General features: G+C 36.8%; 15 protein-coding genes. 4 read left to right on the top strand and 11 right to left on the bottom strand.

Annotated features, from left to right (window positions below; translation table 11 throughout):
- Nucleotide 1: 1 nt before the first annotated feature.
- The 8 genes from Q1A47_RS04645 to Q1A47_RS04610 form a co-directional block, all read right to left on the bottom strand.
- Nucleotides 2–1,636 (bottom strand): AMP-binding protein, encoded by a 1,635-nt coding sequence (locus Q1A47_RS04645; protein ID WP_166530305.1) that lies wholly within the window; start codon nt 1,634–1,636, stop codon nt 2–4.
- 24 nt (nt 1,637–1,660) lie between these two features.
- Nucleotides 1,661–2,803 carry an acyl-CoA dehydrogenase family protein gene (locus Q1A47_RS04640; RefSeq protein WP_166530306.1) on the bottom strand — a complete coding sequence of 381 codons (1,143 nt, stop codon included), beginning with the start codon at nt 2,801–2,803 and terminating at the stop codon, nt 1,661–1,663.
- Nucleotides 2,804–2,870: 67 nt separating this feature from the next.
- The gene (locus Q1A47_RS04635; protein ID WP_026683170.1) at nt 2,871–3,515 is read right to left on the bottom strand and encodes a TetR/AcrR family transcriptional regulator; all 645 of its coding nucleotides are present in this window, start codon (nt 3,513–3,515) and stop codon (nt 2,871–2,873) included.
- A 591-nt stretch (nt 3,516–4,106) separates the two neighbouring features.
- Nucleotides 4,107–6,560, bottom strand: coding sequence for a DNA topoisomerase IV subunit A (parC, locus tag Q1A47_RS04630; RefSeq protein WP_166530307.1), 2,454 nt, complete (start codon nt 6,558–6,560; stop codon nt 4,107–4,109).
- A 29-nt stretch (nt 6,561–6,589) separates the two neighbouring features.
- Entirely contained in the window at nt 6,590–8,539 is a 1,950-nt protein-coding gene (parE, locus tag Q1A47_RS04625) for a DNA topoisomerase IV subunit B (protein WP_034679985.1), read from the bottom strand.
- Nucleotides 8,540–9,179: 640 nt separating this feature from the next.
- Nucleotides 9,180–9,596, bottom strand: a complete 417-nt coding sequence (locus tag Q1A47_RS04620; protein ID WP_026683167.1) for a CoA-binding protein — start codon at nt 9,594–9,596, stop codon at nt 9,180–9,182.
- A 14-nt stretch (nt 9,597–9,610) separates the two neighbouring features.
- Entirely contained in the window at nt 9,611–11,140 is a 1,530-nt protein-coding gene (locus Q1A47_RS04615; protein WP_166530308.1) for an ABC transporter permease/substrate-binding protein, read from the bottom strand.
- Entirely contained in the window at nt 11,137–12,204 is a 1,068-nt protein-coding gene (locus Q1A47_RS04610) for an ABC transporter ATP-binding protein (RefSeq protein WP_166530309.1), read from the bottom strand. Before Q1A47_RS04610 ends, Q1A47_RS04615 begins: the two co-directional genes overlap by 4 nt.
- Before the next feature lie 587 nt (nt 12,205–12,791).
- Between Q1A47_RS04610 and plsY the strand changes: the two genes are divergently transcribed.
- The 4 genes from plsY to Q1A47_RS04590 all read left to right on the top strand — a co-directional run bounded on the left by plsY (nt 12,792) and on the right by Q1A47_RS04590 (nt 14,962).
- Nucleotides 12,792–13,373: a glycerol-3-phosphate 1-O-acyltransferase PlsY gene (plsY, locus tag Q1A47_RS04605; RefSeq protein ID WP_026683165.1), complete on the top strand. Its 582-nt coding sequence runs from the start codon at nt 12,792–12,794 to the stop codon at nt 13,371–13,373.
- A gap of 83 nt (nt 13,374–13,456) precedes the next feature.
- On the top strand, nt 13,457–14,389 hold the full coding sequence (folE2, locus tag Q1A47_RS04600) for a GTP cyclohydrolase FolE2 (protein WP_121605141.1): 933 nt from the start codon (nt 13,457–13,459) through the stop codon (nt 14,387–14,389).
- 14 nt (nt 14,390–14,403) lie between these two features.
- A complete protein-coding gene (yidD, locus tag Q1A47_RS04595; RefSeq protein ID WP_121605142.1) occupies nt 14,404–14,643 on the top strand; it encodes a membrane protein insertion efficiency factor YidD in 240 nt (79 codons plus the stop codon).
- Between the two features lie 22 nt (nt 14,644–14,665).
- A complete protein-coding gene (locus tag Q1A47_RS04590; RefSeq protein WP_026683184.1) occupies nt 14,666–14,962 on the top strand; it encodes a HesB/YadR/YfhF family protein in 297 nt (98 codons plus the stop codon).
- An 89-nt stretch (nt 14,963–15,051) separates the two neighbouring features.
- Here the strand turns inward: Q1A47_RS04590 and Q1A47_RS04585 are convergent, their stop codons facing one another.
- From Q1A47_RS04585 to tlp, 3 genes are all read right to left on the bottom strand, one after another.
- A complete protein-coding gene (locus tag Q1A47_RS04585; RefSeq protein ID WP_121605143.1) occupies nt 15,052–15,351 on the bottom strand; it encodes a hypothetical protein in 300 nt (99 codons plus the stop codon).
- 2 nt (nt 15,352–15,353) lie between these two features.
- A complete protein-coding gene (locus Q1A47_RS04580; protein ID WP_026683162.1) occupies nt 15,354–15,776 on the bottom strand; it encodes a thioesterase family protein in 423 nt (140 codons plus the stop codon).
- Between the two features lie 121 nt (nt 15,777–15,897).
- A complete protein-coding gene (gene tlp / locus Q1A47_RS04575; RefSeq protein WP_026683161.1) occupies nt 15,898–16,131 on the bottom strand; it encodes a small acid-soluble spore protein Tlp in 234 nt (77 codons plus the stop codon).
- Between the last annotated feature and the right edge of the window lie 62 nt (nt 16,132–16,193).

The raw sequence follows: 16,193 nt of genomic DNA, 5'->3' as shown, positions 1-16,193 counted from the left end.
CCTATCGTTGTAACTGTTGTAAAGCTAACTCTTTAAGTTTATATTTTTGAATCTTGCCACTTGCAGTCATCGGATACTCCTGGACAAACTCAATATATCTTGGGATTTTATGTTTCGATATTTTCCCATAACAAAATTTTTGTATGTCCTTTGCTGTGTGTACTTTACCTTCTTGCAAGATAATCCAAGCCATAATTTCTTCCCCATACTTTTGGTCTGGAACACCAACGACTTGTACATCAAGTACATCGGGATGCTGATATAAAAATTCTTCTATTTCTCTCGGATAAATGTTTTCACCACCACGAATAATCATATCCTTCATTCTTCCGGTGATTTCTAAATAACCGTTATGATGGATAACGGCTAAATCACCTGTATGTAACCATCCGTGTTCATCTATTACTTCATTTGTTGCAGCCGTATTATTATAATAGCCTTTCATGACATGATAGCCTCTTGTTAGTAACTCACCTGGTACGCCAATTTCTTGATCATCATCTGTTCCTGGTATAATTACCCTAACTTCTACATTTGGGTGTGGCTTTCCTACGGTACTTACGCGTAATTCAATAGGGTCGTCTGTTTTCGTTTGTGTAATTACTGGGGAGGACTCTGTCTGTCCATAAGCAATTGTTATTTCTTTTGCACCCATCTTTTCCATTACATTTGTCATCACTTCCATTGGACAGGTAGACCCTGCCATTATGCCAGTTCTTAGACTAGATAAATTATATTGCTTGAAGTTTGGGTGATTTAATTCAGAAATAAACATCGTTGGCACGCCATGAAGTGCCGTACATCTTTCGCTAGAAACAGCGGATAAGACTTTCTCAGGATGGAATTGTTCTAATAAAACCATTGTTGTTCCTTTTGATACAGCAGCTAATACTCCTAATACACAGCCAAAGCAGTGAAAAAAAGGAACAGGAATACAAAGTCTATCTTCAGACGTCAGTTCCATACAATCAGCAATCTGCTTTCCGTTATTGACAATATTATAATGTGTTAGCATGACACCTTTAGGGAATCCAGTTGTGCCAGATGTGTACTGCATATTAATAACATCATTAACTTGTAGACTTTCTTTCCGTTCAAGTAGCATTTGCTCACTAATGATGTTTCCATATTGCATTACTTCATTCCAGTTGTAGGCAAATGAATACGTGTTCTCACCAATAACGATTATATTTTTAAGATTTGGTAAGGTTTTTGATTGAAGCATACCTTTTTCAGCCATTTCTAGCTCTGGACAAATCTTTTTAAGTATATCGATATAAGATGTGCCTTTATAACTTTCCGCGAGAATTAGCGTTGTCGATTCTGACTGTTCTAGTAAATAGTGAAGCTCGGATGCTTGATAACTGGTATTTACAGTAACTAATACTGCACCCATCTTTCCGGTTGCAAATTGAGTTGTCAGCCACTCAGGCTTATTATCTGCCCAAATCGCTACATTTTCTCCTTTTTCAATACCTAATGCCATAAATCCCTTTGCTGCTTCATTCACCATTTCATTGAATGCTTTGTAGCTTTTTCTCAAGTGTAGTTCTGGATAAATAACGGCTTCATGATCAGGATATAATTCTACTTGCTTTTCTAAAAGCTCTCCAACAGTAAAATTTAAAAGTGTCATGGACGTTTTCCTCCCCCTACTAAACTAGCAACCTAATTGTCTAGCGATAACTAAACGTTGAATTTCTGAAGTACCTTCTCCAATTTCAAGTAGTTTTGCATCCCTTAGGTAGCGTTCTACTTCATACTCACGCATATATCCATACCCACCATGAATTTGAATGGCTTGATTCGCTGCACGAGATGCTGTTTCGGATGCAAAAAGCTTTGCATAGGCTGCTTCTTTACTAAATGGCTTATCATTATCCTTTAACCAAGCTGCTTTATGAACCATGTTTCGTGACAGCTCTACTTCCATTGCCATATCAGCTAATTTAAATTGGATAGATTGGAAATTAGAAATAGATTGGCCGAACTGTTTTCTTTCCTTTGCATAGTTTAATGCTTTTTCTAAAGAAGCTTGAGCAATACCTACTCCAAGTGCAGCTATTGAAATTCTTCCACCATCTAATGTATAGAGGAATTGCTTAAACCCTTTTTCCGGATCACCCAGTAGATTTTCCTTTGGAACACGTACTTGGTCAAGTACGATTTCCGCTGTATCGGATCCGCGTACACCCATCTTGTCATAATTGCTAGTAATTTTAACTCCTTTTGTATCTGTTGGAACGATAATCGCTGAGATAATATTTTTTCCTTTCTCATTTTTACCTGTGACAGCGGTTACAATTAATGTTTTAGCAAAACTAGCGTTAGTTATAAAGCACTTCTCTCCATTAATAATATATTCATCGCCCTCTAATTTAGCAGTTGTTTTTGTTCCACCTGCATCTGATCCGGCATTAGGCTCTGTTAATCCGAATGAACCAAGTGCTTTTCCTTGAGCTAAAGGAGTTAGGAACGCTTTCTTTTGTTTTTCTGTTCCGAAATAGTAAATGGGACTTGCTCCCAATGAAACTGCGGCAGCATAGCTTAATCCTGTACTACCACAAACACTGCCAATTTCTTCTACAGCTAAAGCGTACGATAATGTGTCACCACCGGAACCACCATACTCCTCAGGGAAAGGAATGCCGAGTATGCCAAGCTCTCCAAGCTGATCGAAGATATCAATAGGGAATTTTGCCTCCTTATCAATTTCGATTGCTCTAGGTTGAATCACATTTTCCGCAAAATCCTTTACCATTTTTTTAATCATTAATTGTTCCTTTGATAATTCAAAATTCATGTTTTCCTCCTATCCCATGCTGAAAGACCGACTGGTTGGTCTGTTCAAAGCATTATACATGTAATTATTACATATTATCGTCTATCAACGCTTCATATGCATCATCGTGTATATTTCCGTGATCTAAGACAGCATGTAAAATGAGATCTACGAAAATGTCACTGATTTCATTAATACTCTTCGCACCACCTTGCTTATACCATTTATATGTCCAGTTTACCATCCCTAATATTGCCATTCCTGTAATTTCAACCGGTAATGCCTGACGAAATTCACCAGTTTGCTTACCTTCATAAATGACTTGAAATATGAGCTGTTTAAACTGGTCACGCTTTGCTTTGATTAAAGACTCATACTCAGGTTTTAAATATACTGTTTCCTGATAAAACACGGAAATATGTGGCTTATAAATATCAAAAACCTTAACAAAATCCTTAATAATTACGCTTAGCTTCTCTGTCGGTGAATGATACATTTCATTGGCACGGATGGCTTTATCAAGTACATAAGATATAAACGTATCATGGATTAAGTATAGTAGCTCATCTTTAGAAGAGAAGTGATGATAAAATCCACCCTTAGAAGTACCTACATCAGCGACAATTTGATTCACTGTTACTCCGTGATATCCATACTTTTCGAAATGTAGCAATGAAGATTGAATTATTTTTTCACGTAATTCCGTTCTAAATCCCTCCTCTTCATTAGATATTTTAACACTATCATATTTATCTGAAAATATAAAGTCTTGGCAAGAAATGCAAAGCGTTAGTTGAATAAAAAGTATTTATAAATAAACCCAAACCACCAGTGGGAACTAGTAGCCTGCTCTGCGGCTAAAGGTTTTTATTACCGTTTTCAGCCTTCAATGTCCGCTGAAAGGGTTTCCTGTCTGCATCAAAGATCTCTTACTTTTCCTGTAAATGGATCAAAAGTCACTACAATATATACGCGTGTGCTATAAAAATACAATAGGAATTTAGAGAAAAGGTTCGTATCCGCTGCGGTTCAGAAACGATTATTTTAAAATTGCTTTATGAAGAATGGAATAGATGAGCGTATCTCCAGTAATACTTGCAGATTCCGTGTGTACTACGTACAATTCCATGCAAAATAGTGAGTCTAAGTACGGGTTGAATACTTAATTGTATGCTATTTTTGTTCTCAAAGTGAGGGATAATAATTTCGACCCTTTGTTTTAAAGTAGGCTAGCAGAGACAGGGAGACTTCTCAGCCATTAAAAAAATGACAGGCAACCTTCTTGGCTTACCTGTCATATGAATAGCTAGAAAATATTACTACATTATGCTTTATTTGTATCTTCAAATGGTTTCTGATAATGAGCCTGCTTCCATGCTTCTACTACCTCACCATGCGTGTCAGCATCAATAATAAATGAACCATTACTGTATCGATCACTATTGGAAAGTTCTAGTGGAAATATACTGTGTGTCGTACCGTCACTTGTTTGGAAGTCTAGTGTATCATCTTCATTAATAAGGAAAAATCCTCTAATTCGATGGGGTTTACTCTTCAGCTCACGAAGCATCAATAACCCACGCTTCGCTCGTGTCGATTTTTCAAACTCTTGCAATCTCATACGTTTGCATGCGCCTCTTTGTGTTAGAACCACCAGAGATGGATCAGAGAGATCATCAAATACTTGTCCGTTAACAACGTATTCATCTTTTTTCAGTTGAATTGCTTTAACACCAGCAGCTCGTTGCCCCACTATCGATATATCTGCTTCATGATACCAGAGGCCGTAACCTTTATTAGATGCTATGAATACATCTGTATGACCATTTGTTTTGTGGACATTCACTACTTCATCATCAGCTTTTAGGTTTAGGGCAATTAAAGCCTTCGAGTATCGCTGAGCGTCATATAACTGTAATGGACTCCTTTTAACCATGCCGTTTTTTGTGAAAAACAATAGGAAGTTATCCTCTTTAAAATCACGGACAGGTATGCATTCAATAATACGTTCATCCTTATCGATGGAAACTATATTAGATATATGCTGTCCAATATCCTTCCAACGTATATCTGGAAGTTCGTGAACAGGTAAATATAAATACTTTCCTTTATTCGTAAAGACGAGAACTTTATCCGTCGTATTTAATTCGATTAAACCAACAATATGGTCATCTTCTTTCATTGCAAAATCTTCGCCATTTGATGCACTATACGAACGAAGGCTAGTTCGCTTTACATAACCATCTCTGGTAACAGATACAAGAACATCTTCACTAGCGACCATAACCTCGATATCAATCTTTAATTCCTCTATCTCATTTTCAACAATTGTTTTTCTAGGAGTTGCAAATGTTTTTTTGATTTTTCTCAAGTCTTTTTTGATCGTTTGAAGCAGCTTTTTCTCGCTCTGTAATATATGCTCTAGTTCCTTAATTTTTTCTCGAAGTGTTTCAGCTTCTTGCTGAAGTGTAGTGATGTCAGTGTTTGTTAAGCGATAGAGCTGAAGCATTACAATAGCTTCTGCTTGTGCTTCTGTAAATCCATAGTTTGCGATTAATCGTTGTTTAGCGTCTTGCTTATCCTTAGATGATCGAATAGTTGCGATAACTTCATCAAGGATGGATATAGCTTTCATTAGCCCCTCTACGATATGTGCACGGTCCTTGGCCTTCGTTAAATCAAATACTGTTTGTCTAGTTACAACTTCCTTTTGATGTCTAATGTAGGCATCAAGCATTTCATTTAATGAAAGGAGCTTAGGGGTTTTGTCTTGAATGGCAACCATATTAAAGTGATAAGTAACCTGTAAATCTGTATTTTTGAACAGATAATTAAGAACACCTTCACTATTTACATCCTTTTTTAGTTCGACGACTACCCTTAACCCGGTACGATCTGTCTCATCACGGACTTCGGCAATTCCCTCTACCTTCCGATCGATTCTCAATTCATCAATTTTTTTAACCATGTTGGCTTTATTTACTTCATACGGTATTTCATCAATGACTATTTGCTGACGATTGCCACGTACCTCTTCTACTTTTGTTTTACCACGAACTACTATTTTGCCGCGCCCTGTTTCATACGCCTTTTTTATGCCCTCCACACCTTGAATGATTCCTCCAGTAGGAAAATCGGGACCTTTAATAACTTCCATTAATTCTTCTGTAGTGACTGCAGGCTTATCAATTTTTAATATAACTGCATCAAGCACTTCTTCTAAATTATGTGGAGGTATATCCGTAGCGTAACCTGAGGATATTCCTGTTGAACCATTAACTAGTAAATTCGGGAACTTTGCAGGAAGGACCACAGGCTCCATAATGGTATCATCAAAGTTTGGAATAAAATCAACCGTATCCCTATCAATATCACGTAATAACTCAGAAGCGATACTTGATAATCTAGCTTCTGTATAACGCATTGCAGCAGGTGGATCGCCATCGATACTACCATTATTTCCGTGCATTTCTACTAAGACATTCCTTACCTTCCATTCTTGACTAAGACGAACCATCGCTTCGTATACAGAGGAATCACCATGTGGATGATAATTCCCAATTACGGTACCAACGGTTTTTGCTGATTTACGAAAATTTTTATCATGCGTGTTTTTCTCTTCATGCATAGCATAAAGAATTCTTCTTTGAACAGGTTTCAACCCATCTCTTGCATCAGGTAATGCTCTGTCTTGAATAATATATTTACTATACCTTCCAAATCTGTCTCCAATTACTTCTTCTAACGGAAGGTCTAAATACGTTTCTGGTTGTGACAAACCAACCCCCCCTTATGGTTATACTTTAATTATTGTTGTTGTTCTGTATGAATTTTATCATTTTCTAAAATATTTGATTCATCATCTAAGCCAAACTCTACATTGCCTTCAATCCATTTTCTCCGCGGCTCTACCTTGTCCCCCATTAATGTTGTTACACGTCGTTCTGCTCTAGCTAAGTCATCAATGGTTACACGGATAAGCGTTCTAGATTCAGGATTCATGGTTGTTTCCCATAGCTGATCTGCATTCATTTCACCAAGACCTTTATAGCGCTGCAGCGTATACCCATTCTTGAACGTAAGTGTCGCTTTTTTCATTTCTTCCTCATCCCATGCATATACAACCTTCTCTTTTTTTCCTTTTCCTTTAGAGATCTTATATAAAGGTGGGAGAGCGATATAAATCTTTCCTGCTTCCACTAGCTGGCGCATATAGCGGTAGAAAAACGTTAGTAATAATACTTGAATATGTGCCCCATCTGTATCAGCATCCGTCATAATAATGATTTTATCATATTGCACATCATCTAAATCAAAATCTCCGCCTACTCCCGCACCAATGGTGTGGATGATGGTTGAGATTTCTTCATTTTTAAATACATCTTGAAGCTTCGCTTTTTCGGTATTGATTACTTTACCACGTAGAGGTAATACAGCTTGGAATTTCCTATCTCTACCCTGCTTTGCAGACCCTCCAGCCGAATCACCCTCAACTAAATATAATTCGTTACGTTTTGGATTCTTTGATTGCGCAGGTGTTAATTTCCCGCTTAATATGGTATCTTTTCTTTTTCTTTTCTTACCAGTACGTGCCTCTTCTCTCGCTTTTCGGGCAGCTTCTCTTGCTTCCTTCGCTTTGATTGCTTTCTTTATTAACAGTCCCGAGACGTCCGGATTTTCTTCAAGGAAATAGGATAACTTCTCAGAAACAATGGCGTCAACAGCTGATCTTGCTTCAGGTGTACCTAATTTTCCTTTCGTTTGACCTTCAAATTGAAGTTTTTCCTCTGGCACACGAACAGAAACGATTGAAGTAAAGCCCTCTCGTATATCTGTTCCTTCCAGATTCTTATCTTTTTCTTTAAGTAATCCTGCCCGACGCGCATAATCATTAAACGTTCTAGTAATTGCTGTGCGAGCACCAGATTCATGTGTTCCACCGTCCTTTGTTCGGACGTGATTAACAAAAGACAGCATACTTTCGGCATAGCCATCGTTAAACTGAAATGCAAAATCAACTTCTATTCCTTGTTGCTCTCCTTCAAATGCAACTACAGGATGAAGCGTGTCCTTTTCCTCATTTAAATAATGTACAAAAGCCTTGAGACCATCTGGAAATTGATATTCTTCATGTTGATTATTACGAAGGTCAGATAGTTGAATTTTTAGCCCTTTTAACAAAAAGGCTGCCTCGCGTAACCGTTCCGACAAGGTTTCAAAATCATATACAATGGTTGTAAAAATACCTGGATCTGGTTTAAAGTGAATGGTCGATCCTTTCTTTTTCGTTGTCCCCTTTTTTTCAAGGGAACCAACCGGCTTACCACCGTTTTCGAATCGTTGAAAATAGGTGTGCCCCTCTCGATGAATAGTTACCTCTAACCATTCAGAGAGTGCATTGACAACAGAAGCGCCAACCCCATGCAGTCCACCACTTGTTTTATAGCCTCCCTGACCAAACTTTCCTCCTGCATGTAATACTGTAAAAATGACCTCAGGTGTGGACTTTCCAGTACGGTGCATTCCAGTTGGTATACCTCGGCCCTTATCCACTACTGAAATACTATTATCTTTATGTATGGTTACTTTTATCGTTTCACCAAATCCTGCTAAAGCTTCATCTACAGCATTATCAACAATTTCAAATACGAGATGATGTAAACCACGGAGATCTGTACTTCCTATATACATTCCAGGTCTTTTTCTGACTGCTTCTAATCCTTCAAGTACCTGTATTGAGTCATCACTATATTGCATAGGTTGTTGAGCCAATTCAAAACTGCTCCCTTCTTACGTAGATTACTTTGTTCGAATCATTACCAGTGTATAACGCTCTGCCCTTTGCTCATGCAAAACCTAACTTTCATTTATTTAAGTCGTAGTATCTTGCATCTGTTCTCAACTAAATTCATTATGTTGCGCACATTCATCTATTAATTCTTAGTATAATATAAAAAGTATATCCAGATTTTCTCTCACTATAATAGAACGAATGTTTGTTTCTGTAAAGACTAATTATATTTTGCGTATATACTATATCCTTAAGAAAGAAAAATGATAGGTATCCCTATCTGTCATGCCGCATCAATTTTAAATTTTTACCAACTTGTAAAGCCTAAGTCTCCTCTTTACGTAGCCAACATCGCTTACCGAGGTTTTGTGCTATCTATCATTATGATGAGCTGATAATGCTTTGTACTTGCCAGTATTAACCATAAGCGGTGTACTTAAGTATACTACACTTCCTTTTATCTTGCATGGGTCAACTATAGTTAAGTAGCTTTGAGACACTATTTTAACTTACTACATCTCTTTAATGGCATTATAGCATTCCAAAAGGTGTATACCTTTTGGAAAAGGAAGAGGATGGCATGAATATGCCATCCTGTAAGCTTCGTTATTTTACTAATACGGCATGTACAACTTTAATGCATAAATCCATAATAACCGTGAAATCATGTTTCTTCAAATAATCATAGGCATCCTCATTACTTATCCCTTGCTGTGCCCAAAAAACACTACAATTGGTTTGTACAGCTTCTTTAGCGATATCAAGTAAATGCTCTGGCCTACGAAACACATTAATAATATCGATCTGCTCTTCAACATCTGTTAATGAAGGATACGATTTTTCTCCAAGCACCTCACTTATTGTAGGATTTACAGGAATAATTCGATACCCTTGCTTTTGCATAATTTGAGCAATTTGATATGAGGTTCTATCTGGGTTAGAAGATAAACCTACAACAGCAATTGTTTTTGCAGTAGTCAAAACTTGCTTTAGTCTGTCATTTGATGGATTTTCCCAACGCATAAATATCCCCCTTTCTACTCCGTTACAATGAGGTCATGTTCTTCTAAGAACTGTTTAGCGACCTCTTCTGGAGATTTGTCTTCATAATCTACTTGATAATTCATTTTTCTCATTTGTTCATCTGTAATTTTCCCTGCGAGCTTGTTTAATATCGTTTCTAATTCTGGGTGTTTATCTAATGTTTCATTCTTCATTAGTGGTGCTCCTTGGTATGGGGGAAATAGATTCTTCGGATCTTCTAGAGTAACTAAATCTAATTCAATCATATAGCTATCTGTAGCATAGGCATCAATGATATCTACATCGCCTGTCGTTAATGCATCTTGTCTTAACCCAGGATCCATGGTGCGTACATCGTTTATATTTAAATTATATTTGTCCTGCATACCTACATACCCGTCATATCTGTCTTTAAACTCTAATGTAAATCCTGCAGTTATATTATCCTCTATTTGCTTAAGATCACTAATATTTTTTAGACTATATTGCTCAGCTAATTGCTTGGTAGTAGCTACAGCATACGTATTATTAAATTTCATCGGTTCTAAATATGCCATATCATATTGTTCGTTCATACCCTTTTTTGCCTGTTCGTAGACTTGATTTGCTTCATTACTATTCGCTTGGTCGCCTAAATGGGTTACAATGGCTGTCCCTGTAAATTCAGGGAAAATATCGATGCTCCCTTCCTTTAGTGCATCAAATACCAATGAAGTTTTCCCCAAGCCTGCTTCTAATTCTACCGTAAGATCCGTGTCTTGCTCAATTAGTAATTTATACATATTGATTAAGATAGCAGGTTCTGCACCCTGTTTACCGCCAATTACTAAATCAGCTTGTTTGGAATTACTAAAAATAAATGGAGATACAACAATTAAAACAGCTATTATTAGCATGGAAAGAAAAGCTTTAAAACCTGCCCTTCTGGAGATGCGCTCAAACCCACGTAGTATAAAATCCAATATGATTGCTAATAAAGCTGCGGGTATTGCACCAAGTAAAATGAGGTTAACATCTGCTCCGCGATCAAGACCGAGAAGAATTAACTCCCCTAATCCTCCTGCCCCTATAAGCGCTGCAAGTGTTGTAGTACCGACAATTAAAACCATTGAAGTACGAATTCCTGCCATGATAACGGGCATTGCTATCGGAAGCTCTACCTTTGTTAATCGTTTAAACGAATTCATCCCCATCCCAGTAGCAGCTTCTTTTAATGCAGGGTCTACTTCTTTTATCCCTGTATAACTATTTTGAAGTATCGGTAACAATCCATAAGCAGTCAATGCAATGATGGCTGGTAATGTTCCAATACCAAAAAAAGGAATTAAAAAAGCAAGCACAGCTAGGCTAGGGATCGTTTGCATGACTGCAGATATGCCAATAATTGGTTCAGCAATTTTAGGATACCTTGTTAAAGCTAAACCTAATGGTACAGCAATGACAATTGCAATTATTAATGATAGTAATGAGATTTGCAAATGTTCCCAAATGGTTTCCCAAAACATATCTTGTCTGTTTTGAAATACTGTAATGAAATCGTTCATGATTGAACCACTCCATTCGCTACTACGGCTTTACTTTTTAGATATGCCACGATATCGCGATAACTAATGACCCCTACCAGTTTATTTGCTTTGACTACTGGATAAATCGTTTGATTTGATGATTCAATAATTTCCACAGCTTTAATTAAGGGCAGGTCATTCTCTAACCGAATTCCATCTGTTAGAATGCCAGATTGTAACAAGCCCACATACATATTATTTTCATCACGCACAATATAAGTTTGTAACTTAGAGTAATTACCGTTATTATAGGATGATTGAGAAAGGACGTATTTTTGTGATGGATCAGCTATAATATCTACCGCTGTTTGCCATGGAGATTTCCTTTCACCAATAAAGTCTTTAACAAATGGAGATTGTGGATGCAAAATAATATCTTGGGGCCTATCAAGTTGGACAATTTTTCCACCCTTCATCAAACAAACCCTATCCCCTAATGCCATCGCTTCATCAATATCATGGGTAACAAAAAGAATAGTTTTTTTTATTTCTTTTTGCAATGAACGAATATCTTTTTGCAATTGCTCTCTGCTAATAGGATCTAATGCACTAAAAGGCTCGTCCATTAGAATGATATCAGGATCTGCAGCTAATGCTCTAATGACACCTATCCGTTGCTGCTGACCACCAGATAGTTCTCGCGGCATTTTGTTTTGAAAAGTTGCAGGATCTAACCCAACCATATCTAACAATTCTCGATTTCGTTGTTTAATCGCTTTACGTTTCCACTTTTTCATTTCTGGAACAACTGCTATATTCTCATCGATCGTTAGGTGGGGAAATAATGCAATTTGTTGCAGTACATAGCCTATATTCCATCTTAGTTCATGGATATTATAGGAATCAATGGCTTTGTCATTTATGTATATTTCACCTGACGTAGGTTCAATTAAACGATTTACCATTTTCATTGTGGTTGTCTTGCCACAACCACTAGGTCCGATTAGAGTCATGATTTCCCCTTTTTCCACACGAAAGGAAATATCTTTTATCGCTTCCGTTCCATCTGGGTAGATTTTTTTAATATGTTTAAATTCAATCATGGCTTCCTCCTTAGCTATTCCTTCTCTAATTATTCCCTATGTTAAAGCAATATAGTTATTTCCCCTAATGAAACGATCTCAAACATAATAAACTTATCATGAAATATGGTTCTTAAAACGCTGTGTTCGTGCTAAAATAAGAAGCAGCTTATTTTTTATGATTGGAATCAATTTCATACGTGCTCACTTCCACCAATCCCCCTTACAATTCTATAAAATGAAAGGGAGGCATAAATTAGTGGAAAGTCTCTAATCTCTCCTTACCCTCTATGGTTTTACTCGTAAGGGCCTTGTAACCAGTTAATACTGGAGAAACTCTAATAATCCGTAAATGGAGGAGAGCGGTTTCATTTTATAATCAGAAAGTAACAACAGCTGCGGAGAAAAAGTGTGTCCAGATAATAGTCTGGGGTAACGAAGCTGCTCGGAACTTTCCGTTTATAGCGTGGAAAATCAACTGTATGTATTTTCCTTATATTCATGCAAATTGAATGATGAAATTGCAGCAACAGTTTTAAAAATAAGCCTCATCTATCGTATCTCCTGTTTGTTTGATACATACATAAATGAAGAAAGAAGGAATTTATATGGAGTACATTTTGTTTGCTATTATTGCTTATTTATTAGGTTCTATTCCTTCAGCATTAATTGTTGGCAAGCTGGGATATAATAAAGACATTCGCCAACATGGTAGTGGGAACTTAGGCGCGACAAATACGTTTCGTGTATTAGGAATTAAAGCAGGAATAATCGTAACACTTGCAGATATCTTAAAGGGAACAGCAGCAACATTAATTCCGCTTATATTCGATGCTGATGTTTATCGTCTCGTAGTTGGCTTATTTGCCGTAGCTGGGCATACGTATCCTATTTTTGCAAAGTTTAAAGGTGGGAAAGCAGTAGCAACATCAGGGGGAATTATTTTAGGAATTAATCCATTATTATTTATTATTATGATCACCACATTCTTGCTAAGTCTCTATCTGTCCAAATACGTCTCCTTGTCCTCGATGATAACAGGTATCGTTACAATTGTTTTGTCGATCCTTTTTAAGGATATTGGGCTTATCATTGTTACGACAATACTTACAATTTTCGTTTTTTATAGACATAGAGAGAATATTAAGCGGATAAAGAATAAAACAGAACCGAAAATTACTTGGATGTAATTCTTTCCTATCAAAACCTATACATTGAATCTTTATAACACCTACAGTATACTTTTATTAGCAAAGAGAAAGGGGACGATGTTATGGATAATACACAGACATTCCCAAAGAAGAAATTGCCTAACAAAGAACAACGTCATAAATTATTTGGTTCTGTAATGCCGGTCCCGAGAACAAAACCTGTCGATAAAGTGCATATGGCAGATTTGCAAAATACGAAAAAGGACTTCTTATTTGATTTGGATGCAGTTGGAATTACTAAGGTAAAACATCCAATAACCATATACAGTTCCTTAACTCCAGCCAAGCAAACTACAATTGGTGAATTTACCTTTACATCTAGCTTGAAGCAATCAAACAAAGGAACAAATATGAGTCGCTTTACGGAACAGTTAGCAAATTATCATGCTAATGGGTTTGCAATGGATCTTCATACATTAAAATCGTTTGCAAAAGAATTAGCGGAACGATTAGATCAACAGGATGCCTCCCTTAAGGTGAGCTTTCCTTGGTTTTATGAGAGACATGCCCCAGATACCAGACTTGCTGGAATGAATCATGCCAATGCTACCATTAGCATTAATTATGATAGACAGCTCGGTTATCAATTGGCTGTATCTTTAGCTGCGTCGATTACAACGCTATGTCCATGCTCGAAAGAGATTAGTGAGTATAGCGCACATAACCAACGAGGTAACGTCAAGATCGAAGTATCATTATCAGAAGACTATGATGAATCTTTATCAGATTGGAAAGCCATATTATTAGAGGCTGCTGAGAGCAATGCAAGTGCAAGATTACATCCAATCTTAAAAAGAACAGATGAAAAAATGGTTACGGAACAGGCATATGAGAATCCAAGGTTTGTAGAAGATGTGGTAAGGCTAGTCGCAGCGGATTTGTATGAGCTTCCATTTATAACGAAATTTAAAGTTAGCTGTCGGAATGAAGAATCCATTCATATGCATGATGCTATTGCTACAGTCAGCTATGACAAAGAAAATGAAACTTATTAGAGAAGGTCATATCTATGAAATATCTCTTCATTGGATTAATAAAATTTTATCGATCAGCTATTAGTCCATTCACACCACCAACTTGCCGGTTCTACCCTACTTGTTCGGAGTATGGACTTGAAGCATATAGACGTTTTGGCGTATGGAAGGGAACGTATTTGACCGTGAAGCGAATTAGCAAATGCCACCCGTTTCACGCTGGTGGAGTAGATTTAGTACCGGAAAAGAGAAAAAAGCAAGATGATAATAGATAGAGAAACAAAGGAGTTGTCTTCATTGAATATACAAATTAGTAAAGAAGCTGCAAAATGGTATAAAAAAGAGTTAGATATAGACGAAGATACTTCCTATGTTCGATTTTTTGTAAGATATGGTGGCATTGGAGGAAATGTGCCCGGCTTTTCATTAGGTGTAAGCAATGAAAAGCCGGAAGATCTACATACCTCCATTGAGGTTGAAGGTGTCACCTTTTTTGTTGAAACAAAAGATGAATGGTATTTTGAAGATAAGGATCTTAAGATCAGCTACAGTAGAAAAAAACAGGAGCCCACTATGAAGTATATTACGAACTAAACATAGCGGTTATTAGCAAAAGGGAACTCTCTAGGAAGTTTCCCTTTTGCTTGTTTATCTATACAAGTAAGGATGGAATTATTTCTATGTTATAATCGAAATCTTTCTATTTGTTCCCATTGCTCCTCTTTACGTAATATTTCACTTTGCTTTTCACCAAATAAGTCAAAATGGGGGTAATTTAATTTACGATCAATCCATTGAGGCATTAGACCATATGGTTCACCCCAAGAAATCAACTGATCTACATTTTTGCAGCCCACCTTTGTAACTGTAGTACATCCTGGAAAACGATTATCTATCCAATAATGAGTTAGGAATGCTATTTTTCCAGCGTTAATCTCATTTTTCCACCTCAATATTTCCTTACGATCTATTCCAAAAGCCATGATTATTCCTCATTTAATTGTTTTGTATAAGCTTCATGCCAATCAGGAAAAGCTTTTCTTAAGGATAATGGTCTAAACGTATCTTTTTTCACTATAACATGCTCTGTTGTTCCGCTTACAGCTACTTCTTCTTTATGATTTAAAATCTGATAGCCATATACCGTTCGAATACCATCGTATGTTTCTAGCCATGTCTTCACAAATGCATCCTCACCATAACGAATTGGCTTTTTAAACTGAATCGTTGCGTTTGTAACGGGAGACACGATTTGATGCTCTTCCATATCTGTATAATGAAAACCAAGAGATTCGATAAATTTTGTTCTTCCAATCTCAAACCATACAAGATAATTAGCATGGTAAACAACACCCATCTGATCTGTTTCTTGATATCTGACTGCAATTGGTGTCCTGACTGATTGCACTGATTATTCCTCCCAGCTTCTTTTTCTCTCAACATATAGCTTAACATATTTCTTCTAAATATTAAGTGACAGCGACTTAAAATCCCCCGATTCACTTTAACCTAGTATCGGGGGAATTCACTTAATTCAACTCATTATGCTCATGTTCGTCCTTTATCTCTTTTCGCATACCTTCAATGGCTTGCTCTCTTCTTTTATTTTTTGCTTTTATAGCTTCTTTCTCTTCACCGGAAGAAAATTGCATCGTTTCATGTGCTTGTTCCATATTTTCAATTGTATCCTGAACCATATCCTGTAACTTTTCTACATTATCACTACGATCATCTGGCTTTGGCTGGTATTTATCTGTCGTCATGAATAAATCCCTCCTTTCTTTTGTCTGCACCTATTATTTCTTGTGAATGCATCTATATACTA

This window comes from uncultured Virgibacillus sp., assembly GCF_947495635.1.
GTDB classification, from domain to species: Bacteria; Bacillota; Bacilli; order Bacillales; family Amphibacillaceae; genus Virgibacillus; species Virgibacillus salarius.
Note: the sequence above shows the minus strand (reverse complement) of the source record. Positions and strands in the feature narration are given on the sequence as shown.